Source organism: Nocardioides maradonensis, assembly GCF_054777115.1.
Window position 1 is genome coordinate 70,600 of sequence record NZ_BAAHAZ010000020.1, and the last position, 25,297, is coordinate 95,896.

At 71.5% G+C, this 25,297-nt stretch carries 25 protein-coding genes and 1 rRNA gene; 1 reads left to right on the forward strand and 25 read right to left on the reverse strand.

From position 1 onward, the window contains the following. Positions 1-2 precede the first annotated feature (2 nt). From ACYVAQ_RS20080 to ACYVAQ_RS20190, 23 genes are all read right to left on the reverse strand, one after another. Complete coding sequence (locus ACYVAQ_RS20080; RefSeq protein WP_460792279.1) at positions 3-857, reverse strand: LLM class flavin-dependent oxidoreductase; 855 nt, start codon at positions 855-857, stop codon at positions 3-5. Positions 858-866: 9 nt separating this feature from the next. Continuing rightward, a complete protein-coding gene (locus ACYVAQ_RS20085; protein ID WP_460792280.1) occupies positions 867-1,766 on the reverse strand; it encodes a phenylalanine 4-monooxygenase in 900 nt (299 codons plus the stop codon). Between the two features lie 91 nt (positions 1,767-1,857). After that, on the reverse strand, positions 1,858-3,468 hold the full coding sequence (locus ACYVAQ_RS20090; RefSeq protein ID WP_460792281.1) for a DNA polymerase Y family protein: 1,611 nt from the start codon (positions 3,466-3,468) through the stop codon (positions 1,858-1,860). 10 nt (positions 3,469-3,478) lie between these two features. Continuing rightward, a complete protein-coding gene (locus ACYVAQ_RS20095; protein ID WP_460792282.1) occupies positions 3,479-4,066 on the reverse strand; it encodes a hypothetical protein in 588 nt (195 codons plus the stop codon). Positions 4,067-4,110: 44 nt separating this feature from the next. After that, positions 4,111-5,439 carry a ribosome biogenesis GTPase Der gene (gene der / locus ACYVAQ_RS20100; protein WP_460792283.1) on the reverse strand — a complete coding sequence of 443 codons (1,329 nt, stop codon included), beginning with the start codon at positions 5,437-5,439 and terminating at the stop codon, positions 4,111-4,113. Beyond that, positions 5,432-6,130: a (d)CMP kinase gene (gene cmk / locus ACYVAQ_RS20105; RefSeq protein ID WP_460792284.1), complete on the reverse strand. Its 699-nt coding sequence runs from the start codon at positions 6,128-6,130 to the stop codon at positions 5,432-5,434. Before cmk ends, der begins: the two co-directional genes overlap by 8 nt. Positions 6,131-6,141: 11 nt before the next feature. After that, complete coding sequence (locus tag ACYVAQ_RS20110) at positions 6,142-7,227, reverse strand: prephenate dehydrogenase (protein ID WP_460792285.1); 1,086 nt, start codon at positions 7,225-7,227, stop codon at positions 6,142-6,144. A gap of 10 nt (positions 7,228-7,237) precedes the next feature. Further along, positions 7,238-7,786 (reverse strand): hypothetical protein, encoded by a 549-nt coding sequence (locus ACYVAQ_RS20115; protein ID WP_460792286.1) that lies wholly within the window; start codon positions 7,784-7,786, stop codon positions 7,238-7,240. A 126-nt stretch (positions 7,787-7,912) separates the two neighbouring features. After that, positions 7,913-8,665: a pseudouridine synthase gene (locus ACYVAQ_RS20120; RefSeq protein WP_460792287.1), complete on the reverse strand. Its 753-nt coding sequence runs from the start codon at positions 8,663-8,665 to the stop codon at positions 7,913-7,915. Next, positions 8,662-9,318 carry an SMC-Scp complex subunit ScpB gene (scpB, locus tag ACYVAQ_RS20125; protein WP_460792289.1) on the reverse strand — a complete coding sequence of 219 codons (657 nt, stop codon included), beginning with the start codon at positions 9,316-9,318 and terminating at the stop codon, positions 8,662-8,664. The genes ACYVAQ_RS20120 and scpB overlap by 4 nt, the downstream gene beginning before the upstream one ends. Next, entirely contained in the window at positions 9,311-10,198 is an 888-nt protein-coding gene (locus ACYVAQ_RS20130; RefSeq protein ID WP_460792291.1) for a segregation and condensation protein A, read from the reverse strand. The genes scpB and ACYVAQ_RS20130 overlap by 8 nt, the downstream gene beginning before the upstream one ends. Beyond that, on the reverse strand, positions 10,191-10,463 hold the full coding sequence (locus ACYVAQ_RS20135; RefSeq protein ID WP_460792292.1) for a hypothetical protein: 273 nt from the start codon (positions 10,461-10,463) through the stop codon (positions 10,191-10,193). The genes ACYVAQ_RS20130 and ACYVAQ_RS20135 overlap by 8 nt, the downstream gene beginning before the upstream one ends. A 62-nt stretch (positions 10,464-10,525) precedes the next feature. Then, entirely contained in the window at positions 10,526-11,386 is an 861-nt protein-coding gene (locus tag ACYVAQ_RS20140) for a ParA family protein (protein ID WP_460792309.1), read from the reverse strand. Between the two features lie 315 nt (positions 11,387-11,701). Beyond that, the gene (locus tag ACYVAQ_RS20145; RefSeq protein WP_460792293.1) at positions 11,702-14,236 is read right to left on the reverse strand and encodes a DEAD/DEAH box helicase; all 2,535 of its coding nucleotides are present in this window, start codon (positions 14,234-14,236) and stop codon (positions 11,702-11,704) included. Position 14,237: 1 nt separating this feature from the next. After that, positions 14,238-15,206, reverse strand: a complete 969-nt coding sequence (gene xerD / locus ACYVAQ_RS20150) for a site-specific tyrosine recombinase XerD (protein WP_460792294.1) — start codon at positions 15,204-15,206, stop codon at positions 14,238-14,240. Between the two features lie 42 nt (positions 15,207-15,248). Next, complete coding sequence (gene ald, locus ACYVAQ_RS20155) at positions 15,249-16,364, reverse strand: alanine dehydrogenase (RefSeq protein WP_460792295.1); 1,116 nt, start codon at positions 16,362-16,364, stop codon at positions 15,249-15,251. A 120-nt stretch (positions 16,365-16,484) separates the two neighbouring features. Beyond that, entirely contained in the window at positions 16,485-16,970 is a 486-nt protein-coding gene (locus ACYVAQ_RS20160; RefSeq protein WP_460792296.1) for an Lrp/AsnC family transcriptional regulator, read from the reverse strand. 8 nt (positions 16,971-16,978) lie between these two features. Continuing rightward, a complete protein-coding gene (locus ACYVAQ_RS20165) occupies positions 16,979-18,670 on the reverse strand; it encodes a CTP synthase (protein ID WP_460792310.1) in 1,692 nt (563 codons plus the stop codon). An 84-nt stretch (positions 18,671-18,754) separates the two neighbouring features. Continuing rightward, positions 18,755-20,491 carry a DNA repair protein RecN gene (recN, locus tag ACYVAQ_RS20170; protein ID WP_460792297.1) on the reverse strand — a complete coding sequence of 579 codons (1,737 nt, stop codon included), beginning with the start codon at positions 20,489-20,491 and terminating at the stop codon, positions 18,755-18,757. After that, positions 20,488-21,456, reverse strand: a complete 969-nt coding sequence (locus ACYVAQ_RS20175; protein ID WP_460792298.1) for an NAD kinase — start codon at positions 21,454-21,456, stop codon at positions 20,488-20,490. The genes recN and ACYVAQ_RS20175 overlap by 4 nt, the downstream gene beginning before the upstream one ends. Then, the gene (locus ACYVAQ_RS20180; protein ID WP_460792299.1) at positions 21,453-22,295 is read right to left on the reverse strand and encodes a TlyA family RNA methyltransferase; all 843 of its coding nucleotides are present in this window, start codon (positions 22,293-22,295) and stop codon (positions 21,453-21,455) included. Before ACYVAQ_RS20180 ends, ACYVAQ_RS20175 begins: the two co-directional genes overlap by 4 nt. Positions 22,296-22,298: 3 nt before the next feature. Beyond that, positions 22,299-22,478 (reverse strand): hypothetical protein, encoded by a 180-nt coding sequence (locus ACYVAQ_RS20185; protein WP_460792300.1) that lies wholly within the window; start codon positions 22,476-22,478, stop codon positions 22,299-22,301. 9 nt (positions 22,479-22,487) lie between these two features. Continuing rightward, positions 22,488-23,525 carry an HAD-IIA family hydrolase gene (locus tag ACYVAQ_RS20190; RefSeq protein WP_460792302.1) on the reverse strand — a complete coding sequence of 346 codons (1,038 nt, stop codon included), beginning with the start codon at positions 23,523-23,525 and terminating at the stop codon, positions 22,488-22,490. 47 nt (positions 23,526-23,572) lie between these two features. Here ACYVAQ_RS20190 and ACYVAQ_RS20195 point away from each other — a divergent pair, with 47 nt between their 5' ends. Then, on the forward strand, positions 23,573-24,712 hold the full coding sequence (locus tag ACYVAQ_RS20195) for a DUF1015 family protein (protein ID WP_460792303.1): 1,140 nt from the start codon (positions 23,573-23,575) through the stop codon (positions 24,710-24,712). On the opposite strand, the gene ACYVAQ_RS20200 is transcribed toward ACYVAQ_RS20195, so the two are convergent. Continuing rightward, complete coding sequence (locus tag ACYVAQ_RS20200; protein ID WP_460792304.1) at positions 24,672-25,010, reverse strand: single-stranded DNA-binding protein; 339 nt, start codon at positions 25,008-25,010, stop codon at positions 24,672-24,674. The two genes, ACYVAQ_RS20195 and ACYVAQ_RS20200, sit on opposite strands and share 41 nt — an antisense overlap. 199 nt (positions 25,011-25,209) lie before the next feature. Next, positions 25,210-25,297, reverse strand: a 5S ribosomal RNA gene (rrf, locus tag ACYVAQ_RS20205); the annotation flags it as partial.

Genomic DNA, 25,297 nt, shown 5'->3' on the forward strand with positions numbered 1-25,297 from the left:
GCTCAGCACCACCGCTCGGCGATCGCCTCGAACACCCCCGGGTCGCTGTCCCACTCGCTGTCGGGCCGCGGCCAGTGGATGGCGATGTCGGTGATGCCGAGCTCCTCGTAGCGACCGCTCAGGTCCTCGAAGGCGTCGACCGACTCCAGCCAGGGCTCCTCGGTGAACCCGGTGAGCAGCAGCCGCGGGACCGTGTCGCTGTCCCGGCCGATCTCGGCACAGGCGGCCTCGAACCTCCCGACCTGCGCGCGCACCTCGAGGTACGGCGCCTCGGAGCTCGGGTTCGCCACCCAGCCCTGGCCGTAGTGCGCCGCGATGCGGACACCGCGCGGGCCGCCGGCCGCGACCCAGAACGGCGGCCGGGGGTGCTGGACCAGGCCGGCACCGATCGGCGCCTCGACGGCCGACCAGTGCTCGCCGGCCACCGACACCCCGACCCCGCCGAGGAGCGCGTCGAGCTGGGCGACGTACTCCGCGAACCGGTCGGAGCGCTCGCGCGGCGTCCACTCCCGCCCGAGCACCACGCCGTCGGAGGTCGGTGAGTCACCGCCCGCGCCGATGCCGACGGTCAGCCGGCCGGCCGAGATCCGGTCGATGGTGCGGATCGCCGAGGCGGTCGGGATCGGCGTACGGAAGTTCGGGGAGGTGACCAGCGTCCCGAGCCGCAGCGTCGAGGTGACCGCGGCGGCCGCGGCCAGGGAGGCGTAGGCGTCGTCCCACGGCATGTGGCCGCGCCAGGCCAGGTGGTCGTAGACCCACCCGCCCGCGAAGCCCATCTCCTCGGCACGCTCCCAGTGCGACCGCATGGTCGGCCAGTCGTGGATGGGCCACAGCACGGCGTGCAGGTTGATGCTCACCCGCCGAGGCTAGTGGGCGGCCACGGCCTCCGGCACGCCGAGCCGATCCGGCGTCTCGTCGTCGCAGCTCGCGAAGAACTCCCCGACCGCGTCCACCATGTGCGCGAACGACTCCGCCGCGAACAGCACCGGCTGGTAGTGCGTGATGTCGTAGTCGATGCTCGCCATCTGGGCGAAGTCCAGCGGCCGGATCTGCATGTCGCGGAACTCCGCGATCTCGCCGTACGACGAGAGGATGCCGGCGCCGTACGCGCGCAGCTCGCCCTCCTCGTGGAGCACGCCGAACTCGATGCTGAACCAGAACACGTCCGCGACCGCCTGCAGGCCGCGCTTGGTCTCCATCCGCCGGGCCGCGGCACCGGCGAGCCGGTTGACCTCGGCGACCTGCGGGTCGGCGAGCAGGTTGCCGTGGCCGAGCACCTCGTGGATGACGTCGGGCTCGGGCGTGTAGAGCGGGACGGCGTGGTGGCGCAGGTACTGCGTGGAGTGGAAGATGCCGTCCTCGAGCGATCCGTAGAACTGCTCCGAGGGCACGATGCCCGCCGCGGGGACGTAGGAGAACCCGGTGAGCCGGCTCAGCCCGGCGGTGACCTCGTCGAGCTGCGGCACCCGGTCGCGCGGGAGGTCCAGGGCCGCGACGGCGTCGCGGTAGGCACGGCACGCGTAGGTCTCGTGCAGCGGCGCGATCTCGCGGCACACGGTGCGCCAGACGTCGTGCTCGACCTCGGTGTAGTCGATGCGCGGCAGCGGCTGACCCGGCGACCAGGCGAGCGCTGCGGCGGCGATCTCGTTGCGTCGCGCGCGGTACTCGGGGTCGTCGACACCGGGGTGACCGGCGTCGAGGTGGACCGTGACACTGCCGTCCTCACCGGTGGTCACCGGGGAGTAGAGCTGTGCTTCTTCGAACATGTACTGACTCCAGGATCGCCGGAACAATTACGTCCTCAACGCTACGCGTCAGAAAAACGTGCGACAAGTCACAGCGGCCGCGGGTCGTCCTTCAGTCGTACGCCGCCTCCACGACCCACCCCTCGACGGACCACCGGACCAGCCACGCGCGGCCGTCGACACCGACCAGCTGGAACCGGACCGACCGGCCGGCGTCCGACTCGAGCCACCACCGCTCCTCCACCGGCCACGGCCCGGCCCAGCCCCCGACCGCGCACCAGCGCGACGCCCGGCGCTCCGGCGCCACCCGGAACCGCGCCGGCCCGCCCGTCACCACACCGCGCTCGGTCACCGCCACCGGCCGCCCGGCCTCGTCGACCACCTCGGCCGCCAGCGGTACGCCGAACACCCGGCTCGGCGCCGGCCCCGGGATGCGACCCGGCCACGGCTCGGCAACGTCACGCAGCCCGGCGGGCCGGGTGCCCCAGGGCACCAGCGCCTGGCGGTCCGCGGCACCGCGCCCGCCCTGGAGGACGGGCACCCTCACCGCGTCGTACCCGACCATGGCCTGGACCCGCGCCACCCCGCGCAGCACCTGCTCCTCCGCGCCGCCGCCCCACAGCCCGTCGGCGTGGTCGCCGGCGGGCTCGACGGTCTCGGGCAGGAAGCGGACCAGCGTCACCGGCGCCGTGACCGCCCCGGCGCTCTTGCGGCTGCGCAGGCCGGAGCTCGCCATGCCCGCCTGGAGCTGCCAGTGCACCCGGTCGACCAGGTCGCGGGAGGTGAAGCAGCGCGGGTGCAGCCAGGTCCGGGTCGAGAGACCGGCTCCGTCGAACTCGGCCTCGATGCGCACCGCGGCCGCAACCAGCTGGCGGTCGGCGAGGCCGGTGACGAAGCGCTCGGCGGTCGTGCGCACGGAGAAGGTCACCGCCTCGGCCGAGTCCAGCGGCGGCTCGAAGGCGATCTCGCAGGCCAGCTCGGGCGGCGGCTCCCGGCCCGCGACCAGCGACCGGCCCTGCCCGTGCACCCGTCGCCAGAGGTCGGCGCCGTAGGCCCCGAACCGGTTGCTGACCTCGTCGGCGCGGAGGTCGCCGAAGTCGCCGAGCCGGGTCAGCCCGAGCCGGCGCAGCAGGTCGGCGACCTCGCGCCCCTCGTCGCCGTCGTCGACCAGCACGGTGACCGGGAGGTCACGCAGGAAGGCGGCCGACTCCCCCGGTCGCACGACGACGCACCCCTGCAGCGGGGCCGACCGGGCCGCGCGCTCGGCCGTGTAGAGGTCGTCGGCGACCCCGAACCGGCAGTCCCAGACACCCGCGTCGACCAGGTGCTCGGCGAGCAGGGCGGCACCGGTCTCCTCGCTGCCGGTCGAGCCCGCCCCGAACCGCCCGGCCGCCCGCACCGCCAGCAGCCCCGGCCGGATCGGGGCCACCCCGGGACGGAGCTCCTCGACCACCGCGAGCACCGGCTCGAACCAGCGCGCGTCCCGATCCGGATCGGCCTTGAGCAGCACCACCTCGGGACACTTGGACTGGGCATCGCGCCGACGCTGGCCCCGGCGTACCCCCTCGTCGCGGGCGGCCTGGTTGCAGACCTGGACGATATTGCCCGACAGCACGACGGCCGGGGACCGGGACGAGACAGCGCCCTCCTCGCTCTCAGCCGCCTCCGCGAGCGCCGCCGTCACCGACCAGTCCGGGCACCAGACGACCAGGACGCGCGCCATCAGCCCACCCTCATCCGACCAGCGGGAAGTCGAGGAGGGCAGCCTGCGGACGTCCGGTCGCCTCCACGGCGACCCGCATCCGCCGCGACCGCAGCCGGCCGCGCCCCTGACCGACACCGGACCACTCCGAGCCGAGGTCGGCCAGCCGCGCATCGCAGCGCGGCCAGTCGCCGTGCACCACGAGCACGCCGGACCGCGCGCGCAGCCGGGCGTCCAGGATCGACGCGGACTTCGCGTCGACCCCTCCGTTCGGGCGGAGCACCACCACCTTGAGCACGTCGACCAGCGCCGCGGTCACCTCGAGCCAGTGCTCCCCCGGCGCCGGTACGACGACGGTGCGACCCAGGTCGATGCCGAGCTGGTGCGCCGCCTCGACCCCGAAGTCGTCCCAGCCGGCGAACCCGATCCACTCGCCCGCGCGGGACGCCCCCGCGGCGAGCGCCATGGCGAGCGACGCGGACTCCACGGCGTACGAGCCACCGGTGCGCAGCTGCACCAGGCCGTCGAACATCGGCAGCACCGGGACGGTCAGCCGGGTCGGGCCGCCCTGCAGCGCGGTGATCTTCCCCCGCAGCTCCTCGACGACCGCCAGACTCATTCACCCATGATCGAACATTTGTTCGATCATGGCAAGGCGGTGAGCTACTTGCGCTTGCGCTTCTCCCGGGGCTTGACGTTGAGCACGATCGGGGTCCCGACGAACCCGAACTCCTCGCGCAGCCGGCGCTCGATGAACCGCTCGTAGCCCGCGTCCAGCTTGCCGGAGGTGAAGAGCGCGAAGGTCGGCGGCGCGACCGTCACCTGGGTCCCGAAGAGCACCTTGGGCTGCTTGCCCGAGCGCACCGGGTGCGGGTGCTCGGCGACGAGACGGCCCAGGAAGGCGTTGAGCGCACCGGTCCCGATCCGCGTCTCCCACCCCTCGATCGCCTTGTCCAGCGCGGGCACGATCCGGTCGATGTGCCAGCCCGTCTTGGCGGTGATGTTGATCCGCGGCGCCCACTTGACCTGCACCAGGTCGCGCTCGATCTCGCGGTCCAGGTAGTAGCGACGCTCCTCGTCGACCAGGTCCCACTTGTTGAAGGCGATGACGAGCGCCTTGCCCGCCTCGCGGACCTCCTGCAGGATCCGCAGGTCCTGCTCGGCGATCGACTGCTCGGCGTCGAGCACCAGGACGCAGACCTCGGCGCGCTCGATCGCCGACGAGGTCCGCAGCCAGGCGTAGTACTCGTGGCCCGACGCCTCCTTGACCCGCTTGCGGATGCCGGCGGTGTCGATGAAGCGCCACTCGCGCCCACCCAGCTCGACGATCTCGTCGACCGGGTCGACGGTGGTGCCGGCGACGTTGTCGACGACGACCCGCTCGGAGCCGGCGAGCTTGTTGAGCAGCGAGGACTTGCCGACGTTCGGACGGCCGACGATGGCGATCCGGCGCGGGCCGCCGACCTCGGTCTCCTCCTCGTCCGGCGGGTCGGGAAGCTTCGCGAGGATGGCATCCAGGAGGTCGCCCGAGCCCCGGCCGTGCAGTGCCGAGACCGTGAACGGCTCGCCGAGCCCGAGGTTCCACAGCACGGCGGCCTCGTGCTCCTGCCGCTCGTCGTCGACCTTGTTGGCCGCAAGCAGCACCGGCTTGCCGGACTTCCGGAGCACCCGGACGACCGCCTCGTCGGCGTCGGTGATCCCGATCGTCGCGTCGACCACGAAGAGCACGGCATCGGCCAACGAGACGGCGATCTCGGCCTGCGCCTTGATCATCGCGGCCATGCCCTTGGCGTCGGGGTCCCAGCCGCCGGTGTCGACGAGCGTGAAGGCCTTCCCGTTCCACTCCGCGTCGTAGGAAACGCGGTCGCGGGTGACGCCGGGGATGTCCTGCACGACCGCCTCACGGCGCCCGAGGATGCGGTTCACCAGCGTGGACTTCCCGACGTTCGGGCGCCCCACGACGGCGAGCACGGGCTGGTAGCGGTCAGACATGGTGGTCCTTCGGTACGGCGATGAGCTGGGCGACCCGGTCGACGACCTCGTCGAGGGTCAGGTCGGTCGAGTCGATGTGCACGGCGCCCTCGACCATGGTGAGCGGGGCGACGGTACGGCCGGAGTCGATCTTGTCGCGTGCGAGCAGCGACTCCTGCGTGGCGGTGACGTCGGCGCCACCGTTCTCGGCGGCACGCCGGGAAGCGCGGGCGGCCGGGTCGGCGGTCAGGTAGACCTTGACCTCGGCGTCGGGCCACACCACCGAGGCGATGTCACGGCCCTCGACGACGATGCCGCCACCGTCGATGATCGCGCGCTGCTCGGCGAGCAGGCGTCGGCGTACCTCCGGTACGGCGCTGATGGGCGAGACCGCCGCGTTCACCGCGTCGGAGCGGATCTCGACCGAGACGTCGACGCCGTCCACGGAGATCGTCGGCGCGGCCGGGTCCGTGCCGGACACGAGGGTCGGCTTGTCCGCGAGCTCCGCGACGGCGACCGGGTCGTTCACGTCGACGTCGTGCTGCAGCATCCACAGCGCGACCGCGCGGAACATCGCGCCGGTGTCGAGGTAGCGCAGCCCGAACCGGGACGCCACCGCACGGCATGTGCTCGACTTGCCGGAGCCGGAGGTTCCGTCCACCGCCACGACGAGGGAAGCCAGGTTCGTTGCGCTGGAATCGGGAAGAGCCACGGGCCGCAATCCTACCGTTGGACGGCCCATCCCCTCGCTTCGAGAGCGCCCACCAGCTCCGGTGCCGCAGCCGTCGCCACGTCCAGCTCGACCAGGCCGTAGTCGCGACCGGGGTCGTGGTCGATCCGCACATCCTCGATGTTGACACCGCTGTCGCCGGCGTCGGCGAAGAGCCGGGCGAGCTCGCCCGGGTGGTCGGGCACGGCCACGCGCACCGCGGTCATCGGCCGCAGCGGTCCTCCGTGCTTGCCCGGGATCGCCTGGGTGCCGACGTTGCCCTGCAGCAGCAGCGACGCGAGACCCTCACGGTCACCGCCCGCGACCGCGTCGATGGCGAGGTCCAGCCGCGAGCGCACCTCGGTCAACAGCGCCGCCACGGCCTCGGCGTTGCCGCCGATGATCTGGCTGTAGAGCCGCGCGTCACCCCCCGCGACCCGGGTGACGTCACGCACGCCCTGCCCGGACAGCGCGAGGTGGTCCGGCGACGCGCCCGCCAGGGTGCCGGCCACGAGCGCGGACATCAGGTGCGGGACGTGCGAGGTCCGCGCGACCGCGCGGTCGTGCTCGACCGGCGAGAGTCGCACGACGACGCCGTGGCACAGCGCGATCAGGTCCTCGACCACCTGCGCCGCACTGGCCGTCGCCCGGGGCCCCGCGGTGATCGCCCACGGCCGACCGTCGAAGAGGTCCGCGAACGCGGTCAGCGGTCCCGACCGCTCGGTGCCGGCCATCGGGTGGCTGCCGACGTACTGCGACGCCCGCGGGTGGTCCTCGACCGCCCGCAGCGGCGCCTCCTTGACGCTGCCGACGTCAGTCACGACGGTCGCTGGCCCGGCGGCGTCGAGCGCCTCGCGGATCGTGGCACCCAGGTGGTCCGGAGGTACGGCGACCACGACCAGCTGCGGCATGTCCTCCGCGGCCCGGGGCCGGCCCGCCCCGAGCCCCGAGGCCGTGCGGACGTGGTCGGGGTCCTTGTCGCTGAGCAGCACCTCGAGCCCGGCGCGGCTGCAGGCCAGCGCGATCGACGTACCGATCAGGCCCACGCCGATCACTTCGACCGGACCGACCAGGCGCCCGCCACCACTCGCTGCTGTCACGCGGGCAAGGCTAGCGACCGACGATCTCCACCGGCGCACCCCGACCCAGCCCGAGCATCCGCCCCGTCACCCCGCCCAGCCACGTCCCCGGCGCCGCGAGCTCGAAGCACATGGCGCGCGGCCGGGCGTCGCCGTCCGCCCGACGGAAGTCCGTCGTCAGCGCTCCGCTGATCACGCAGCCCGAGACCGACAACAGCAACGGCACCTGGCGTCCGAGACGCTGCCAGCAGTAGACCGTCATCGCCTGCCACGGCCCCAGCGGCCACGGTCCGCGCAACGCGTCGATCGTGTCCGGCCAGGCAGCTTCCGCATCGACCGAGCGAGTCCGTGGGAGCCGCGCGACGAGGAACCCGTCAGGGAACAGCGCCTGACACTCCTCAGCCGACACCGCCGGGCGCCTCGCAAGCTCCTCGATCCTGTTCGCGTCGTACAGGCGGGCGGCGGTCGTCATCACTGGCTGGCCGGCGACGCCGGTTCTCAGGAGGTGCTGAGCGGCCGAGAGGCTGAGGCCGATTGCCGCGAGCTTCCGTGCCGACTCTCGCTCCGAGATGTAGTCCATCGGCCCACCGTGGCCCTCACCGCCGACACATCACCGGTCGCTACCCCCTATGGGTCACCTGACCCATAGGGGGTAGCGCGATCTGACGAGGGAGTCGGCCGCAGACCGCCCCGCCGCAGGTCCGTGTCAGCGCCCGACGATCTCCAGCAGCTGGCCGAGCTCGTCGTCGGTGAGCTCCCGGGTCGCGCCAGGCTTGAGCGTTCCGAGCTCGACCGGCCCGAAGCGGATCCTGCTGAGCTGCTTGACCGGGTGGCCGACGTGGTCCATCAGCCGGCGGACGATCCGGTTGCGGCCCTCGTGGATGACCAGCTCGACGATCGAGGCCGATGCGTTCGCGTCGATGACCCGCACCCGGCGGACCTGCACCGGGCCGTCGTCCAGCGCGACGCCGGCGAGCAGGTCGGCGACGGTCCCGCGAGCGATCCGCCCGACCACCTCGGCGACGTACGTCTTCTCGACCTCGTACGACGGATGCGCCATCCGGTGGGCGAAGTCGCCGTCGTTCGTGAGCAGCAGCAACCCCGAGGTGTCGGTGTCGAGACGCCCGACGTGGAAGAGGCGCTCGGGCCGGTCGGTGACGAAGTCGGCGATCGTACGACGCCCCTCGGGGTCGGCCATCGTCGAAACGACCCCGCGCGGCTTGTTGAGCACCAGGTAGACGTGGTCGGACACCGGCGGCAGCCGCTTGCCGGACACCTTGATGACCGCCGTGCGGGGGTTCACCTTCGTGCCGAGACGGGTGACGACCTCACCGTCGACCTCGACCTCGCCGTCGAGCATGAGCTCCTCGCACTTGCGCCGCGACGCCACGCCCGACTGGGCGAGCAGCTTCTGCAGCCGGACCAGGCCCTCGTCGTCGGTCTCGATCTCGCGGCTCACTGCGGTGCTCCCTCGCCGTCGCCGTCGTCGGTGGTCGAGCCCTCGTCGGTGGTCGAGCCCGTCGAGACCCCGAGCGCCTCGGACAACTCGTCCTCCAGCTCGTCCAGATCGGGCAGGTGCGGCGCCAGCTCGGGCAGCTCGTCGAGCGAGACCACGCCGATCCGCTCCAGGAAGTACGACGTGGTGCGGTAGAGCGTGGCACCGTGCTCGCCGTCCTGACCGGCCTCCTCGACCAGGCCGCGGTTGACCAGCGTGCGCATCACGCCGTCCACGTTGACCCCGCGGATCGCGGAGACGCGGGCGCGGGACACCGGCTGCTGGTAGGCGACGACGGCCAGGGTCTCGAGAGCGGCCTGGGTGAGTCGCGCCTGCTGCCCCTCGAGCACGAACGCCTCGACCACCGGGGCGAACTCCTCGCGCGTGTAGAACCGCCACCCGCCCGCGACGTTGCGCAGGTCGAAGCCGCGGCCCTGGTCGGCGTACTCCTGGGACAGTGCGGCCAGCGCCTCCCCCACCTCCGTCGACGGGTAGCCCACGGCGGTGGCCAGCGCCACCTCGTCGAGCGGCTGGTCGGCCACCATCAGCACCGCTTCCAGCGCCGGCCGCAGCGAGGCGACCGGGACGGCGAGGGCCTCCTCGGTCTGCTCAGTCATCGGTGTTCTCCTCGGGGGTGTCCAGCGGGTCCGACGTGGTCTCGTCCGGCGGCGGTCCGCCGTCGAACTCGTCGGTGATCAGGTCCTCGGCGTCGACGTCGTCGTCGCCGGTCCAGCGGATGGTCAGCTCGCCGAGAGGCGTGACCTGGTCGAAAGCGACGGCTCCCTCGCGGAACAGCTCCAGGAGGGACAGGAACCGCGCGACGGTGGTGAGCGTGTCCGGCGAGTCGCCGCACAGCGACCGGAACGTCACCGTTCCGGTGCGTCGCAGACGCTCCACGACGATGGCCGCCTGCTCCCGCACGGAGACCGTCGGTGCGTGGATGTGGTGGAGCGTCAGCTGCAGCTCCGGCTTGGGCGCCATGGCCTTCGCGGCCAGCGCCGCGAACTGGTCGAGGCCGATGCCGATCAGCACCTCGGGCAGCAGCCCGGCGTACCTCTCCTCGAGGCCGACGGCGCGCGGGAACCGCTTGGCCTCCTCGGCCAGCCGCCGGTCGAGCACCGCCGCGATCTGCTTGTACGCCTTGTACTGCAGCAGCCGGGCGAAGAGCAGGTCCCGCGCCTCGAGCAGCGCGAGGTCCTCCTCGTCCTCCACGTCGCCCTGCGGCAGCAACCGGGCCGCCTTCAGGTCCAGCAGCGTCGCCGCGACCAGCAGGAACGAGGTCGTCTCCTCCAGGTCGCTGTCCGGCAGCGCCTTGACGTGCGCGATGAACTCGTCGGTGACTTTCGACAGCGCGATCTCGGTGACGTCGAGCTTGTGCTTCGAGATCAGGCTCAGCAGCAGGTCGAAGGGGCCCTCGAAGTTCGCGAGCCGGACCTCGAACCCGCCGTGCTGCTCGGGCTGCTCGGTCTCCAGCGCCGGCCCGGCCGCATCACTCACGCAGGCGCCTCACCAACGGCGCGTCCTCACCCTGCTCCTCGAGGTCGCCGAGCACGATGTGCAGCGCCTCGCGCACCAGCCGGCCGCGGTCGACGGCGAGACCGTGCTCGCCCCGCAGGGTGAGCCGGGCGGTCTCGATCTGCATCAGCTCGGTCGCCGTGACGTAGACCGTGATCTTCTCGTCGTGCCGGATCCGCCCGCTCGGCCGCTTCCCCACGGCCGAGTCGGGCGAATCCGGGGTCTTGTCGGGCGGTGTGTCAGGCACCGCCCGGAGCTCTTTGCCCCCCTCGGCCGTCGGACGGAAGAGATCGTCCGCGGCCGGCAGGCTCACGCGTCGGGCCACCGCAGGGACACCTCCTTGGCCAGCTGCCGATACGCCTCCGCACCCGTGGAGTCAGAGGCGTACGACGTGATCGGCTCACCGGCCACGGTGGAGTCGGAGAACTTGACGGTACGACGGATCACGGTGTGGAAGACCGTGTCTCCCCATGCCTGCACCAGGCGCTCCATGACCTCACGGCCGTGCAGCGTGCGGCCGTCGAACATCGTGCCGAGGACGCCGTCGATCTCCAGCCGGGGGTTGAGGCGCTCCTTGACCTTGTCGATGGTGGTCTTGAGCAGCGCCACGCCGCGCAGCGCGAAGTACTCGCACTCCAGCGGCACGATGACGCCGTCGGAGGCGGTGAGCGCGTTGACCGTCAGCAGGCCGAGGGACGGCTGGCAGTCGATGAGGATGACGTCGTACTCCTTGATCGCGGGAGCGAGGACGCGCTGCAGCGTCTGCTCACGCGCGACCTCGTGCACCAACTGCACCTCAGCGGCCGAGAGGTCGATGTTCGACGGGAGCAGGTCCATGCCCGGGACGCCCGAGGGCACCACGACGTCGTGGATGTCGACGTCGCGCTCCATCAGCAGGTTGTAGATGGTGAAGTCCATCTCGTGCGGGTTCAGGCCCAGGCCCACCGACAGCGATCCCTGCGGGTCGAAGTCGACGAGCAGCACCTTGCGGCCGTACTCCGCCAGCGCCGCACCGAGGTTGATCGTCGTCGTGGTCTTGCCGACGCCACCCTTCTGGTTGCACATCGAGATGATGCGCGCGTTGCCGTGCTCGACGATCGGCTTCGGGTCCGGCAGGACCGGCATCGGCCGGCCGGTCGGGCCGATCTCGGTGGTCGGCGCGGTCACCATGGGCTCCTGGGTGGTCGCGACCGTCGCGACCGCGGGCTTCTCGAACGGAAGCGGCTCGGTCGCGTGCTCGACGCGGTCGCTGTCGCCCAGCGGCGGGGTCGGGATGACTGCCCTGGGGGGCATGTCCGGTGCACTGGAACCTCCGAAGAAACCACCGACCACGGAACTCACCTCGAGCTTGTTGTGAGGGCGGCTTCCCCACCGCCCCGGACGAGTTCAATCCAACAATGTCGACACGGAGACATTGCGCCGACACGCCGTCCTTCGTTGGTTGAGTAGGAGCGAGCGCCAGCGAGCGACGTATCGAAACCAACCTCAACCATCGAACCGGCGCATCGCGAGGGTCCGTACGACGGCCTCCCCCGCCTCGTCCGACGCCGCGAGGTCGACCTCGGCCTCGATCACCCAGTCGTGGTTGCCGGCCGGGTCGTGGATGGTCTGGACGACCCGCCAGGTCGCCGTCGCCCGCTCGACCCGCAACAGCGACGGGCCGCGCGCGTCGGCGTCGGTGAGCACCCGGTCATGCTCGGCGTAGTAGTCCTCGATCGCCGCGTCCCAGTCATCGGCGGTGAACGACGGCTCGGTCTCCAGTGCCGCCAGCTCGTCGACCCGGTCCCGCGCCACGAGGTCGACCCGGCGCCACATCGCGTTGCGCACCATCACCTCGAACACGCGCCCCTGCTGCGACAAGGGCCGCGGTGGTGGCGGCGGGGCGTGCTCGCTGACCGCGCGCGAGACGTGGTCGGGGTCGGCCATCGCCTCCCACTCGTCGAGCAGCGAGGAGTCGACCTGGCGCACGGTCTCGCCCAGCCAGTCGATGAGGAGGTCCATCTCCTCGGTCCGGTACGCCGCCGGCACGGTCTGCCGCAGCGCCCGGTAGGCATCGGTGAGATAGCGCAGCACCAGACCCTCGGAGCGCGCGAGCTCGTAGCGGGAGACCAGGTCCCCGAAGCCCATGCCCTGCTCCCACATCTCCCGGACCACCGACTTCGGCGCAAGCGCGTCGGGGTCGAGCCACGGGTGGCGCTCCCGGTACGTCTCGTAGAGCGGCTCGAGCAGGTCGGCGAGCGGCTGCGGCCAGGTCACGTCCTCGATGAGCGCCATCCGCTCGTCGTACTCCACGCCCTCGGCCTTCAGCGCCGCGATCGCCTCGCCCCGCGCGGCGTGCTGCTGCGCGAACAGCAGCGGGCGCGGGGCCTCGAGCACCGCCTCGACGACGGAGACCACGTCCAGCACGAAGGTCGGGGAGTCGGGGTCCAGCACCTCGAGCACCGCCAGGGCGAAGTGCGACAGCGGCTGGTTGAGCGCGAAGTCCTCGGGCAGCGCCTCGGTGAGCACGTAGCGGCGCCCGAAGGCGTCCCGCTCGGGCAGGCGGGTGACCACCCCGGACGCCACCAGGCTCCGGGTCAGCCGGGTCGCACGCTTGGCCAGCTTCAGCTGCGTCGCCCGGTCCTCGTGGTTGTCCGTCATCAGCCGGCGCATGACCGGGAAGGCGTCCTCCTCCCGCGACAGGACGTTGACGAGCATCGCGTTGTCGACCTTCATCTGCGACTTCAGCGGCTCCGGCCGGCCCTCGACGAGCTTGGTGAACGTCTGCTCGGTCCACACGACGGTGCCCGGCGGCGGCTTGCGCAGCTGCGCCTTGGAGCCCCGCTTCGCGCGCTTCTCCTCGCTCATCGCGGCGTTCTTGGCGGCCGCCTTCGCCTTGGCCTTCTCGTTCTCGATCGTGTGCTCGGGCGCCTGGACCACCACCGTGCCGGCGATGTCGAAGCCGGCCCGGCCCGCGCGGCCCGCGATCTGCAGGAACTCGCGGGTCCGCAGCACGCGCATCCGGCTGCCGTCGTACTTGGCGAGGGCGGTGAACAGCACGGTCCGGATCGGCACGTTGATCCCGACGCCGAGGGTGTCCGTCCCGCAGATGACCGTCAGCAAGCCGGCCTGGGCGAGCTGCTCCACGAGCCGGCGGTAGCGCGGCAGCATCCCGGCGTGGTGGACACCGATGCCCGCCTTCAGCAGCTGGGACAGCGTCTTGCCGAACCCCGCCGCGAACCGTACGCCGGCCAGCCGCTCGGCGATCATCGGCTTCCGCTCGGGGTGGACCTTGTCGAGGGCCTTACCGGCCAGCAACGAGGTCGCGTGCTCCACGGCAGCCGCCTGGGTGAAGTGCACGACGTACACCGGCCCCTGCCCCGTCGCGACCAGCTCCTCGAGGGTGTCGCCCAGCGGCTCGAGCGACCACTCGAAGGTGAGTGGCACCGGCCGCTCGGCCTGGTCGACCAGTGCGGTGTCCCGCCCGTTGCGACGGCTCAGGTCGGCGGCCAGCCCGGTCGTGTCCCCCAAGGTCGCCGACATCAGCAGGAACTGCGCCTGCGGCAGCTCGATCAGCGGCACCTGCCACGCCCACCCGCGCCCGGGCTCGCCGTAGAAGTGGAACTCGTCCATCACGACCATGCCGACGTCCGCGCCGGAGCCCTCACGCAGCGCGATGTTGGCCAGCACCTCGGCGGTGCAGGCGATGATCGGTGCGTCGGCGTTGACCGACACGTCTCCGGTGAGCATCCCGACGTCCTCGGCGCCGAACACCGCGCACAGCTCGAAGAACTTCTCGCTCACCAGCGCCTTGATCGGCGCGGTGTAGAAGGTGACCCGGTCATCGGCCTGCGCAGTCATCGCGGCAGCGACAGCGACCAGCGACTTCCCCGAGCCGGTCGGCGTCGCGAGGATGACGTTGTTCCCGGCGAGCAGCTCCAGGATCGCCTCCTCCTGGTGCGGGTACAGCTCCAGGCCGCGCCCCTCGGCGTACGCGAGGATCCGGTCGTACGCCGCGTCGCCGCCATCGGTCGAGCCCACGTCAGACCCGCGCCCGCGGATGGGCGGTGGCGAAGACCTCGCGCAGGTTGTCCACGGTCACCAGCGTGTAGATCTGCGTGGTGGTGACCGAGGCGTGACCGAGCAGCTCCTGCACGACGCGTACGTCGGCGCCGCCGTCGAGGAGGTGGGTCGCGAAGGAGTGGCGCAGGGTGTGCGGTGAGACGTCCTTGGTGATGCCCGCCCGCTCCGCGGTCCGAACGAGGACGGTCCAGGCGGACTGCCGCGACAGCCGCCCACCCCGGGCGTTGAGGAACAGCGCCGCACCGCGGGCGCGAGCGCTCGCGACGGATGCCGACTCGACGATCGAGGGCCGCGCCCTGGTGAGGTACGTCGCCACGGCCTCCCGCGCGAACGACCCGACCGGCACGATCCGCTCCTTGCCGCCCTTGCCGCGCAGGAGCACCGTGCCGGCGAGCCCGTCCTCGGGCGGATCGAGGTCGATGTCGTCGACGTCGAGACCGACGACCTCGGAGATCCGCGCTCCGGTGCCGTAGAGCAGCTCGAGCAGGGCACGGTCGCGCAGCGCCAGCACGGTGTCGGGTGCACCCGCGGCCTCGAGGAGCGCCTCGACGTCCGACAGCGGCAGCGCCTTCGGCAGCCGCTTGGCCGGGCTCGGCGGCTTCACGCCGGCAGCGGGGTCGGCCGTGGCCAGCCCGTCCGCGACGGCGAATTTGTGGAAGCCCCTCACGGCCACGACTGTCCGCGCCGCGGAGCTCGCGGTGAGCGGCTGGTGGTCGGCATCGCCCTCGCGCAGCCGCACCAGGAAGTCGGTCACGGTCTGCTCGCGCACGCCGTCGACGTCGTCGATGCCGGAGGCCGCGAGGAACTCCAGGTAGCGCCGCAGGTCGCGCCGGTAGGACTTCAGCGTGTTGTCCGCGACGCCCTTCTCCACGGTGAGGTGGTCGAGGTAGACCCGCACCGCGCGCTCGACCGGGCTGGGACCACTCACGCGGTCAGGCTAACGCCCCAGCCCGGTCGAGACTTCGCTACCTCAGGCGAGGACGCTGTCCGGCGCAACCGCGTCGATGCCGACGGCCACACCGACCGGCGCGTTGGTGAGCAGACCGGCGTAGGTGTTGAGGCCGAGGGCGAGGCTGTGGTCGTCGCGGCAGGCCTGCGCCCAGCCCTTGTTGGCCAGCGCCACGGCGTACGGCAGCGTCGCGTTGGTGAGCGCGTACGTCGAGGTGTTCGGCACCGCGCCCGGCATGTTGGCCACGCAGTAGAAGACCGAGTTGTGGACCGTGTACGTCGGGTCGGCGTGCGTCGTGGCGTGGCTGTCCTCGAAGCAACCGCCCTGGTCGATGGCGATGTCGACGAGCACCGAGCCCGGCTTCATCTGCGCGACGAGCTCGTTCGAGACGAGCTTCGGGGCAGCGGCACCGGGGATCAGCACGGCGCCGATGACGAGGTCGGCCTGCTTGACCTGCTCCTCGATGGCGAGCTTGGACGAGGCGAGACCGTGGACCCGGTTGTTGTAGCGCCAGAAGGACATCCGCAGCTTGTCCAGGTCGGTGTCGAGCAGCGTGACGTCGGCACCCATGCCGAGCGCGATGTTAGCGGCGTTCTGGCCGGAGACGCCGGCACCGATGATGACGACCTTGGCGTTGGCGACACCGCCGACGCCACCCATCAGCACGCCGCGCCCGCCCTGGGCCTTCATCAGCGAGTGGGCGCCGACCTGAGGCGCGAGGCACCCCGCGACCTCGGACATCGGGTAGAGCAGCGGCAGCGCGCCCGACGGCAGCTGCACGGTCTCGTAGGCGATCGCGGTGACCTTGCGCGCGAGCAGCTCGTCGGTGAGCGGCTTGTCGGCGGCGAGGTGCAGGTAGGTGAAGAGGAGCTGGCCCTCACGCATCCGGTGGTACTCCGACGCGATCGGCTCCTTGACCTTGAGGATCATGTCGGCCGAGCCCCACACCGCGTCCGCGTCGGGCAGGATCTTGGCGCCGGCGGCCAGGTAGTCCTCGTCGGAGATCGAGGAGCCCACGCCCGCGCTGGTCTCGATGACGACCTCGTGGCCGTGCGCCACCAGCTCGTGGACACCGATCGGGGTGATGGCCACCCGGAACTCGTTGTTCTTGACTTCCTTCGGGACGCCGATGCGCATTGCTGATCTCCTGTGAGGCGGAACACTTGTGTGACCACCAGTGTCGAAGAATCCTCCGACGCAGCGCCAGATGCTGCAGCGAATATTCAGGAGACCGGAGAAACTTCGTCAGTACGACGGTCAGGGCCGCTTGGCGGGCTTCTCTCCCGAATCCGATTCGGCATGTCCCCGCAGGTGCTCGAAGATCAGGTTCGTCTCCGTCATCGCGACGTCCCGACGCCCGCTCAGGTGGTGCACCACGAACTCGCGCAGCTCCTCGGAGCCCGGGGTCGCGACCTGGAGCAGGAAGTCGTCGGCGCCGGCCAGGAAGTACACGTTGAGCACCTCGGGCAGGGCCGCCATCGTGTGCGCGAACGCCTGAAGGCTCGCGCGCGACTCGGGTCGCAGCCGGACCGAGATCATCGCCTGCAAGGGGCGCCCCACCTTGGCCTGGTCGACGTCGGCGTGCACCCCGCGGATCACGCCGCGCTCGAACAGCGACCGGACCCGGCCGTGGCAGGTCGACGGCGCGATGCCGACCCGCGCGGCGAGGACGTTGTTGGCGATCCGCGCGTCCGCCACGAGCTCGCGGACGATCGCGGCGTCGATCGGATCCAGGTCGGCCACCGCTCGCCTCAGTCTTCGTCGACGGGCTCGGGGTAGAGGTTGGACTCGTCGATCGGGATCCGCAGCTCGCGCTGGCGCACGATCGCGGCCTCGATCAGCCCTGCGAACAGCGGGTGCGGCCGCGTCGGGCGCGACTTCAGCTCCGGGTGGGCCTGGGTGGCCACGTAGTACGGGTGCACGTCGCGGGGCAGCTCGACGAACTCGACGAGGCCGTTGTCCGGGTTGGTGCCGGACACGACGAGCCCCGCCTCGGTGAGCTGCTCGACGTAGTCGTTGTTCACCTCGTAGCGGTGGCGGTGCCGCTCCTCGACCCGCGTCGCGCCGTACACCTCGGCGGCGATGCTGCCGCCAAGCAGGTCGGCTGGCTGCGACCCGAGCCGCATGGTGCCACCCAGGTCGCCCGCGCCCTCGACGTACGACTTCTGCTCCTCGATGGTCGCGATGACCGGCTCGGGCGTGTTGGGGTCGAACTCCGTCGACGCCGCCTTGGTCAGGCCGAGCTCGGTGCGGGCGTACTCGATCACCATGCACTGCAGGCCCAGGCAGATGCCGAGCGTCGGGATGCCGTGCGTGCGGGCGTAGGTCAGCGCGCCGAGCTTGCCCTCGAGTCCGCGGATGCCGAAGCCGCCCGGCACCAGGACGGCGTCGACGTTGGCCAGGTGCTTGGCGGCGCCCGCCGGCGTCTCGCACTCGTCCGAGGCGATCCACTCGATGTTGACCTTGGCCTCGTTGGCGAACCCACCGGAGCGCAGCGCCTCGGCGACCGAGAGGTAGGCGTCGGGCAGGTCGATGTACTTGCCGACCAGTGCGACGGTCACCTCCTCCTTGGGGTGGTGCACGCGCTTGAGCAGGTCGTCCCACAGGGTCCAGTCGACATCGCGGAACGGCAGGTCGAGACGGCGTACGACGTACGCATCGAGCCCCTCGCGGTGCAGGACCTTGGGGATGTCGTAGATCGACGGGGCGTCCGCGGCGGTGACGACCGCCGCCTCGTCGACGTCGCACATCAGGGCGATCTTGGTCTTGATGCCCTGCGGGAGCTCACGGTCCGCACGGCACACGACCGCGTCCGGCTGCAGACCGATCTGGCGCAGCGCCGCGACCGAGTGCTGGGTGGGCTTGGTCTTCAGCTCCTTGGACGGGCCGATGTACGGCACGAGCGAGACGTGGACGAAGAAGACGTTGTCGCGGCCGATGCGTTGACGCACCTGCCGCGCAGCCTCCAGGAACGGCAGCGACTCGATGTCGCCGACGGTGCCGCCGATCTCGGTGATGACGACGTCGACGTCGTCGGCGTGCATGGCGAGGATCCGGTCGACGATCTCGTTGGTGATGTGCGGGATGACCTGCACCGTCTCACCCAGGTAGTCGCCGCGCCGCTCCTTGGCGATCACGTTGGAGTACACCTGCCCGGTCGTGACGTTGGCGTTGCCGACCAGGTTCGTGTCGAGGAAGCGCTCGTAGTGCCCGATGTCGAGGTCGGTCTCCGCGCCGTCGTCGGTCACGAAGACCTCGCCGTGCTGGAAGGGGTTCATCGTCCCCGGGTCGACGTTCAGGTACGGGTCGAGCTTCTGCATCGTCACCCGCAGCCCGCGCAGCTTCAGCAGGCGACCGAGGCTGGAGGCGGTGAGGCCCTTGCCGAGCGAGGAGGCGACGCCTCCGGTCACGAAGATGTGCTTGGTTCGACTGCCCGGCGCCATGTTCACCACGGGATTCCATCCTAGGGCATGGAAGCCGGTTCCCGGTGCTCGACGACGGAGTTTCGCGGTGGGCTGACGGAAAGATCAGCCGCGGGCCATGTCCAGCAGCTCGCGTGCGTGCGCGAGCGCCGTGTCCGAGTCGGCCAGGCCGGCGAGCATCCGGGACAGCTCGCGCTCCCGCCCGGCGTCGTCGAGCAGGGTCAGGCCCGAGCTGGTCACGGTGCCGTCGGAGGACTTCTCGACGACGACGTGCCGGTCGGCGAAGGCCGCGACCTGCGGCAGGTGCGTGACGACGAGGACCTGCGCCTCACCGGCCAGCTTCGCGAGCCGACGACCGATCTCGACCGCCGCAGCACCACCGACGCCGGCGTCGACCTCGTCGAACACGAACGTGGGTACCGGGTTGGTGCCTGCCAGGCAGACCTCCACGGCCAGCATCACCCGCGAGAGCTCACCACCGGAGGCGCCCTTGTGCAGCGGACGCGGCTCGCTGCCGGTGTTGGCGGCCAACAGCAGCTCGACCTCGTCGATGCCGTGCCGGGTGAAGCGCAGCCACCGCTCCCCCACCTTCAGGACGCCCTCGGGCAGCTCGCCCTCGGCCGGGGGCGTGATCTCGCTCTGGGTCACCGCGACGCTCAGCCGGGCGTGCGGCATGGCCAGCAGGGTGAGCTCGTCGCTGACCTCCTCGGCCAGCCGAGAGGCCGCCTCAGCGCGGGCGACGGACAGCTGCTCGGCCGCGTCCGCGAGCAGCTCCCGCAGCTCGCGACGGCGTGCGTCGAGGGTGGCGATGCGCTCGTCGGTGCCGTCCAGGTCGAGCAGGCGGGTGCTGGACTCCTCGGCCCAGGCGAGCACCGCGTCGATCGTCTCGCCGTACTTGCGGGTCAGGCCGATCAGGGCCGCCCGCCGTTCGGAGACCGCGGCGAGTCGGGTCGGGTCGGTCTCGATGCTCGAGGCGTACGACGCCACGTCGGCGGCCACGTCGGACAGCAGGTAGCTGACCTCGCTGACCCGGTCGGCGAGCGCTGCCGCCGCGGGATCGTGGTCCCGGACACCGTCCAGGAGTCCGCGCGCCGCCGCCACCGCGCCGAGCGCGTCCGGCGAACCGTGCTCGCTCGAGAGCGCCTCGCGCGCCTGCTCGGCCGCGCCCCGGAGGGTGTCGGCGTGACTGAGCCGGGTCTCCTCGGCGACCAGCTCCACGTCCTCGCCCGGCTGCGGCGCGACCGCGGACACCTCGTCGACGCCGAACCGCAGCAGGTCGGCCTCACGGGCACGCTCCATCGCGCTGGCCCGCACCTCGGCGAGCTCGCGCTCCGTTGCGACCAGCGCCGCGTGCAGCTCGCCGTACGCCGCGAGCAGCTGCTCGGTCCCGGCGTACCTGTCCAGCGCCTCGCGCTGGGTCTGCGCCCGGAGCAGTCGGTGCTGGTCGGACTGACCGTGCACCGCCACGAGTGGCTCGGTGACACCGGCCAGCGTCGCCACGGGCACGCCCGCGCCACCGACGTAGGCGCGTGACCGACCTTCGCTGCTGACGTTGCGGGCGAGCACGACGACGTCGTCCTCGACCTCGCCACCGGCCTCATCGATCGCCTCCGCGACGTCACGCAGCCCGGTGACCCGGACGACGCCCTCGACGCGTGCCTGCTTGGCCCCGGCGCGGACGGCTCCGCTGTCCGCGCGGCCGCCGAGCAGCAACCCGAGCGCGCTGACGACCATGGTCTTGCCCGCGCCGGTCTCGCCGGTGATCACGGTCAGGCCGGGCCCGAGCTCGAGCGTCGAGGAGTCGATCACCCCGAGCGAGCTGATCCGGAGCTCCTCGATCATCGCGTCTCCCCCTCACGCTCCACCTCGAACCGTCGGTGCCGTTCGGCAGCACCCCGCCATCCCTCGACCGATAGCCCGAACTTCGCCACCAGCCGGTCGGTGAAGGGCGCCTGGTGCAGGCGCACCAACCGGACCGGTCGGGCACCCCGGCTCACCTCGATCCGGGCGCCTGGTGGCAGGTCGACGCTGCGACGACCGTCGCACCACAGCACGCCCGTCCCCTGGTTGCCGGCCAGTACCTCGACCGCCATCACCGACGACGGCGCGACCACCATCGGCCGGGCGAACAGGGCGTGCGCGCTGAGCGGCACGATGCACAGCGCCTCGACCTGCGGCCACACGATCGGCCCACCGGCACTGAAGTTGTACGCCGTGGACCCGGTCGGCGTCGCGCACACGACGCCGTCACAGCCCCATCGCGACAGCGGGCGGCCATCGATCTCGACGACGACCTCGAGCATCCTCTCGCGTGCGGCCTTCTCGACGCTGGCCTCGTTGACCGCAAAGGTCGCGTAGAGCAGCTCGCCGTCGAGGTAGGCCCGCACGTCGAGGGTCAACCGGTCTTCGGTGGTGTACCGCTGCTCGATGATGGCCTCGATCGTGGCCGCGACGTCGTCGTGCTCCGCCTCGGCGAGGAAGCCGACGTGTCCGAGGTTCACCCCGAGCACCGGCGTCAGGCTCTCGTGGGTCACCTCGGCCGCGCGGAGGATGCTGCCGTCGCCGCCGATGACCACGGTCAGCTCGCACCCGTGGCTCGCGTCGCTCTCCGAGTCGGTCAGCTCCACCTGCGGCTCGTACCCCTCGGGATCGAGAGCCAGTTCAGCCGCCTCGTGGCGCAGCAGCCGGACCACGATGCCGTTGCCGGTGAGCTCCTTGACGAACGCCCGGGCCACCTCGCGCACCTCGGGCCGTGCCGTGTGGGCGAGCACCAGCACCCGGCGTACGTCGGCTCCGTCCTCGCTCATGTCTCCAGCCTCTCATCCGGTGCCCCCACGCCGTCGGTACCGCGGCGCACCACGCCTGTGATCTCCTCGTCGCCGATCGTCGCGTCGCCCCGCCGCAGCCACAGGAAGAACTCGACGTTCCCCGACGGACCCGGCAGCGGGCTGACCGTCACGCCTCTCGCACCCCATCCCCGCGCAGCCGCCGCGTGCGCCACGTCGCGCACCGCCTCGGCGCGGAGGTCGGGGTCCCGCACGACCCCACCGCGGCCCACTCGTTCCTTGCCGACCTCGAACTGCGGCTTGACCATGAGGGCTAGGTCCCCGTCGGCCGCGGTCACCCCCAGCAGCGCATCGAGCACGAGGGTGAGCGAGATGAAGGACAGGTCGCCGACGACGAGGTCGACCGGTCCACCGATCTGCTCGGTCGTCAGCGTGCGGACGTTCGTGCGGTCGTGCACCACGACCCGCTCGTCGGACTGCAGCGACCAGTCGAGCTGGCCATAGCCCACGTCGACCGCAACCACCTCCGCCGCGCCCGCACGGAGCAGGACATCGGTGAAGCCGCCCGTCGAGGCTCCGGCGTCGAGACAGCGCCTGCCCCGCACGACGAGGCCGGCCGGCTCGAAGGCTGCCAGCGCCCCGACCAGCTTGTGCGCACCACGCGATACGTAGTCCGGACCGTTCGCGCCTTCCTTGACCACGATCGCGACGTCGGTCGTGACGGCCGTGGCGGGCTTGCTGGCGACGACACCGCCGACGGTGACCCGTCCATCCGCGATGAGCTGCGCGGCGCGCTCGCGGGAGGGCGCGAGCTTGCGCCGGACGAGCTCAGCGTCCAGCCGGAGTCGGCGGGGCGGCATGCGTCAGGCGGTGGCGGCGTCGGGCTGCGCGTCGAGCGCGCTCCGCAACTGGGCGTGGGCGTCCTCGAACACCGTGACGTGCTCGGCCAGCGGCCGTCCGTCGAGTCCTGCCACCAGGTCGAGCACGGCGTCGACCGACGCGATGCCGGTGGGCGCCTGAGCCGGAACGGGTACCTCGGTCATGCCTCGAGGCTATCGCGGGATCGACGCCACGTCGGGGATGCCCAGGCCTGCGACATCCACCACGTCGCCGGTCCGGTCCAGATGCGCCCAGGACGCAACCGCGACGGCGCGCCACCAGTCGTCGCCGCTGCCGTCGCCCTCAACGACCAGCTGACGACCGTCGGTGGACGCGATCCAACCCTCCACCGTCCAGCGGCCATCGGTCGGACGCACCTCGGGGTGCCTCGACACGAGCCCCGCCAGGTCACGTGCCAGGTACGTCGGCCGCTCCTCCGGCCGCGCCGCAACGAGCTCCTGGAGCCCGGTCACCCCGGTCATCACCAGCAGGGAGTCGACGTCCGCGTTGCGCCCGCCTCTGATGTCGGTGTCCAGCCGGTCACCCACCATGAGTGGCCGGGTTGCGGACATCCGCCGCACCGTCTCATCCAACAGCGGCCGCGCCGGTTTCCCGGCGACCTCCGGCTGCGTCCCGGCGAAGGCAGCGATCAGGTCGACCAGCGCACCGTGACCCGGAGCCACCCCGTACGCCGTCGGGATGGTCGCGTCGGTGTTGCTGGCGATCCACGGAACGCCCGACCTCACCACCGACGCCGCACGCATGATCCGGTGCCACGGAATGTCAGGCCCGTAGCCCGTCACCACCGCCTCCGGGGCGTCGTCGGGATCCACCACGACCAGTCCAGCGTCTCCGAGCGCCCACTCCAGCCCGGGGCCACCGACACACGCGATCCGTGCGCCGGGGCCGAAGCGCCGCAGGGTCAGACCTGCCGCCGCCTGGGCCGACGTCACCACGTCGGTGGCGCACGCGGGGACGCCGATCTCCGAAAGGTGCCGGGCGACGTCCTGAGGAGAGCGAGCCGCGTTGTTGGTGATGAACGCGAGCCGGATGCCTTCAGCGCGAGCGTCGGCGAGATGCCCTGGGGCACCGCGCACGGCGTCACCACCGACGTAGACGACGCCGTCGAGGTCGAGCATCGCGACGTCGTGCACGTGGCAGAGCGGTTCGGCGGAGGCGCGGAGCCCGGCGGTCGCCGGCGTGGTGGACATGGACACCACCCTGCCAGGAGCAACCACGCCATCCGTAGGATTCGACGATGGACGCCGTGACGCTGGTGCCCCCGCCGTACGTGGCCGGGCCGCTCCGACTCCACCCCTTCCCCGCACTCCGGCTCGCCCCGCGCCGTGTCGGGGACCCGACCACGGGACGGGCATTCGCCCGGCCCTATCGCGACGTGGCCTCGCGACTCAGCCGCTGGCAGGCCCGCGGGCTGCTCGAGCGTGACACCGTGCCTGCGCTCTACCTCCACGAGTACTCCTCGAACGGCATCACCATCCGAGGGCTCGTCGGGGCACTCGACGTGTCGCGCCGTGCCACACAGCCCGAGGATCGAGCGGTGCTGCCCCATGAGGGCATCCACCCGGGGCAGGCCGACGACCTGGCCGCGCGCATGGCGGAGATGCGCCTCAACCCCGCACCGATCCTGCTCGTGCACAACGGCACCGACCACCTGCGCGAGCTCATCGCGACGGTCATCGCCGCGCCGGCCGACCACCGGTTCACCGACCGGAGTCATCAGGAGCACCGGATCTGGGCCATCACCTCGGAAGCCTTGCAGGCGCAGATCGGCTCCGAGCTGGGAGCGACGAAGGCCCTCATCGCCGACGGTCACCACCGGTACGCCGCCTACCTGCGTCTGCAGCGTCGAGAGCCGGGAGGTCCCTGCGACGCCGGCCTCGCCATGCTCGTCGACCAGCGCGAGACCCCGCTGTTCCTCGGGCCCATCCACAGAACGCTGAAAGGCACGACGTTCGACGACGTCCGGGACGCGGCCGACCTGCTCGGACTCCCGCTCGACGTGGTGTCCGAGCACGACGCCGTGCTCGGCCTCGCTGCCGACGCTCTCCCCATCACCGACGGTGAGCAGTGGGGCCTCATCAAGCTTCAGCTCACAGCGCAGAGGACAGCGGTCGAGGTGCTCCACCAGGACCTCCTGCCAGCACTCCCCCACGGTCCGAGCGCGATCGACTACCACCACACGGTTGATGAGGCGCTTCAGGCGGCCAAACAGCCGTCGACCGTAGGCATCCTGTTGCCGGCTCCTCCGGTCGACACGGTCATCGAGGTCGCCGCTGCGAACCGTCTGCTCCCCGAGAAGGCGACCTCGTTCCAGCCCAAGCCGAGCCTGGGCGTCCTCATTCGCGATCTGCACGACGCACCAGCCGACCCGAGCTGACCTCGATCTCGACACGCGCAGCCGTCTGACCGGCGACGCGGAAGAAACGCCGGCGCACGGCGCCACGCACGTCGACGAGGTCCCCCTCTCGCCAGCCTCGCATCACCCGTTGCGTCCGCGGCGACCATGCCGAGCACTCGAGCACATCCACCGACTGGCGTCGCTGGGTCGGTCCTCCCACCTCCGGCCTGGACACCACCAACCGGGCGACCACCACGACGTCGCCGCTCGGGAGCTCCCGATCCACCGCCTCGGCACTGAGCCGACCGACCAGGCGTACTTCGTTCACCGCTTCCATTGCTCCTCCTCTGAGTGATGCAACGGAGCCTGCCGAGCGGTCCCGACACGGAGCCGACGAGGCACGGAAGCGTTGTGGAGGACGCGCATTCTCCACAGAAATCGGCGGCGCAGGTGGTCCCTCGTGGGGCTGGAGAGGAGCTCGCGACAAAAAGCAGATGAGGGCCAGTGCACCTGCACTGGCCCTCATCGCAATGTTTGTCCGGCGGCGTCCTACTCTCCCACAGCGTCTCCACTGCAGTACCATCGGCGCTGGCAGGCTTAACTTCCGGGTTCGGGATGGGACCG

Coding starts and splice junctions, on each gene's coding strand:
- recN (WP_460792297.1), bottom strand. CDS start 20,491: ATGATCGAGGAGCTCCGGATCAGCTCGCTCGGGGTGATCGACTCCTCG.
- ACYVAQ_RS20165 (WP_460792310.1), bottom strand. CDS start 18,670: ATGGCGCCGGGCAGTCGAACCAAGCACATCTTCGTGACCGGAGGCGTC.
- ACYVAQ_RS20175 (WP_460792298.1), bottom strand. CDS start 21,456: ATGAGCGAGGACGGAGCCGACGTACGCCGGGTGCTGGTGCTCGCCCAC.
- ACYVAQ_RS20115 (WP_460792286.1), bottom strand. CDS start 7,786: ATGGACTACATCTCGGAGCGAGAGTCGGCACGGAAGCTCGCGGCAATC.
- ACYVAQ_RS20180 (WP_460792299.1), bottom strand. CDS start 22,295: ATGCCGCCCCGCCGACTCCGGCTGGACGCTGAGCTCGTCCGGCGCAAG.
- scpB (WP_460792289.1), bottom strand. CDS start 9,318: ATGACTGAGCAGACCGAGGAGGCCCTCGCCGTCCCGGTCGCCTCGCTG.
- ald (WP_460792295.1), bottom strand. CDS start 16,364: ATGCGCATCGGCGTCCCGAAGGAAGTCAAGAACAACGAGTTCCGGGTG.
- ACYVAQ_RS20190 (WP_460792302.1), bottom strand. CDS start 23,525: ATGTCCACCACGCCGGCGACCGCCGGGCTCCGCGCCTCCGCCGAACCG.
- ACYVAQ_RS20095 (WP_460792282.1), bottom strand. CDS start 4,066: ATGAGTCTGGCGGTCGTCGAGGAGCTGCGGGGGAAGATCACCGCGCTG.
- ACYVAQ_RS20140 (WP_460792309.1), bottom strand. CDS start 11,386: ATGGTGACCGCGCCGACCACCGAGATCGGCCCGACCGGCCGGCCGATG.
- ACYVAQ_RS20185 (WP_460792300.1), bottom strand. CDS start 22,478: ATGACCGAGGTACCCGTTCCGGCTCAGGCGCCCACCGGCATCGCGTCG.
- ACYVAQ_RS20200 (WP_460792304.1), bottom strand. CDS start 25,010: ATGGAAGCGGTGAACGAAGTACGCCTGGTCGGTCGGCTCAGTGCCGAG.
- der (WP_460792283.1), bottom strand. CDS start 5,439: ATGTCTGACCGCTACCAGCCCGTGCTCGCCGTCGTGGGGCGCCCGAAC.
- ACYVAQ_RS20195 (WP_460792303.1), top strand. CDS start 23,573: ATGGACGCCGTGACGCTGGTGCCCCCGCCGTACGTGGCCGGGCCGCTC.
- ACYVAQ_RS20085 (WP_460792280.1), bottom strand. CDS start 1,766: ATGTTCGAAGAAGCACAGCTCTACTCCCCGGTGACCACCGGTGAGGAC.
- ACYVAQ_RS20090 (WP_460792281.1), bottom strand. CDS start 3,468: ATGGCGCGCGTCCTGGTCGTCTGGTGCCCGGACTGGTCGGTGACGGCG.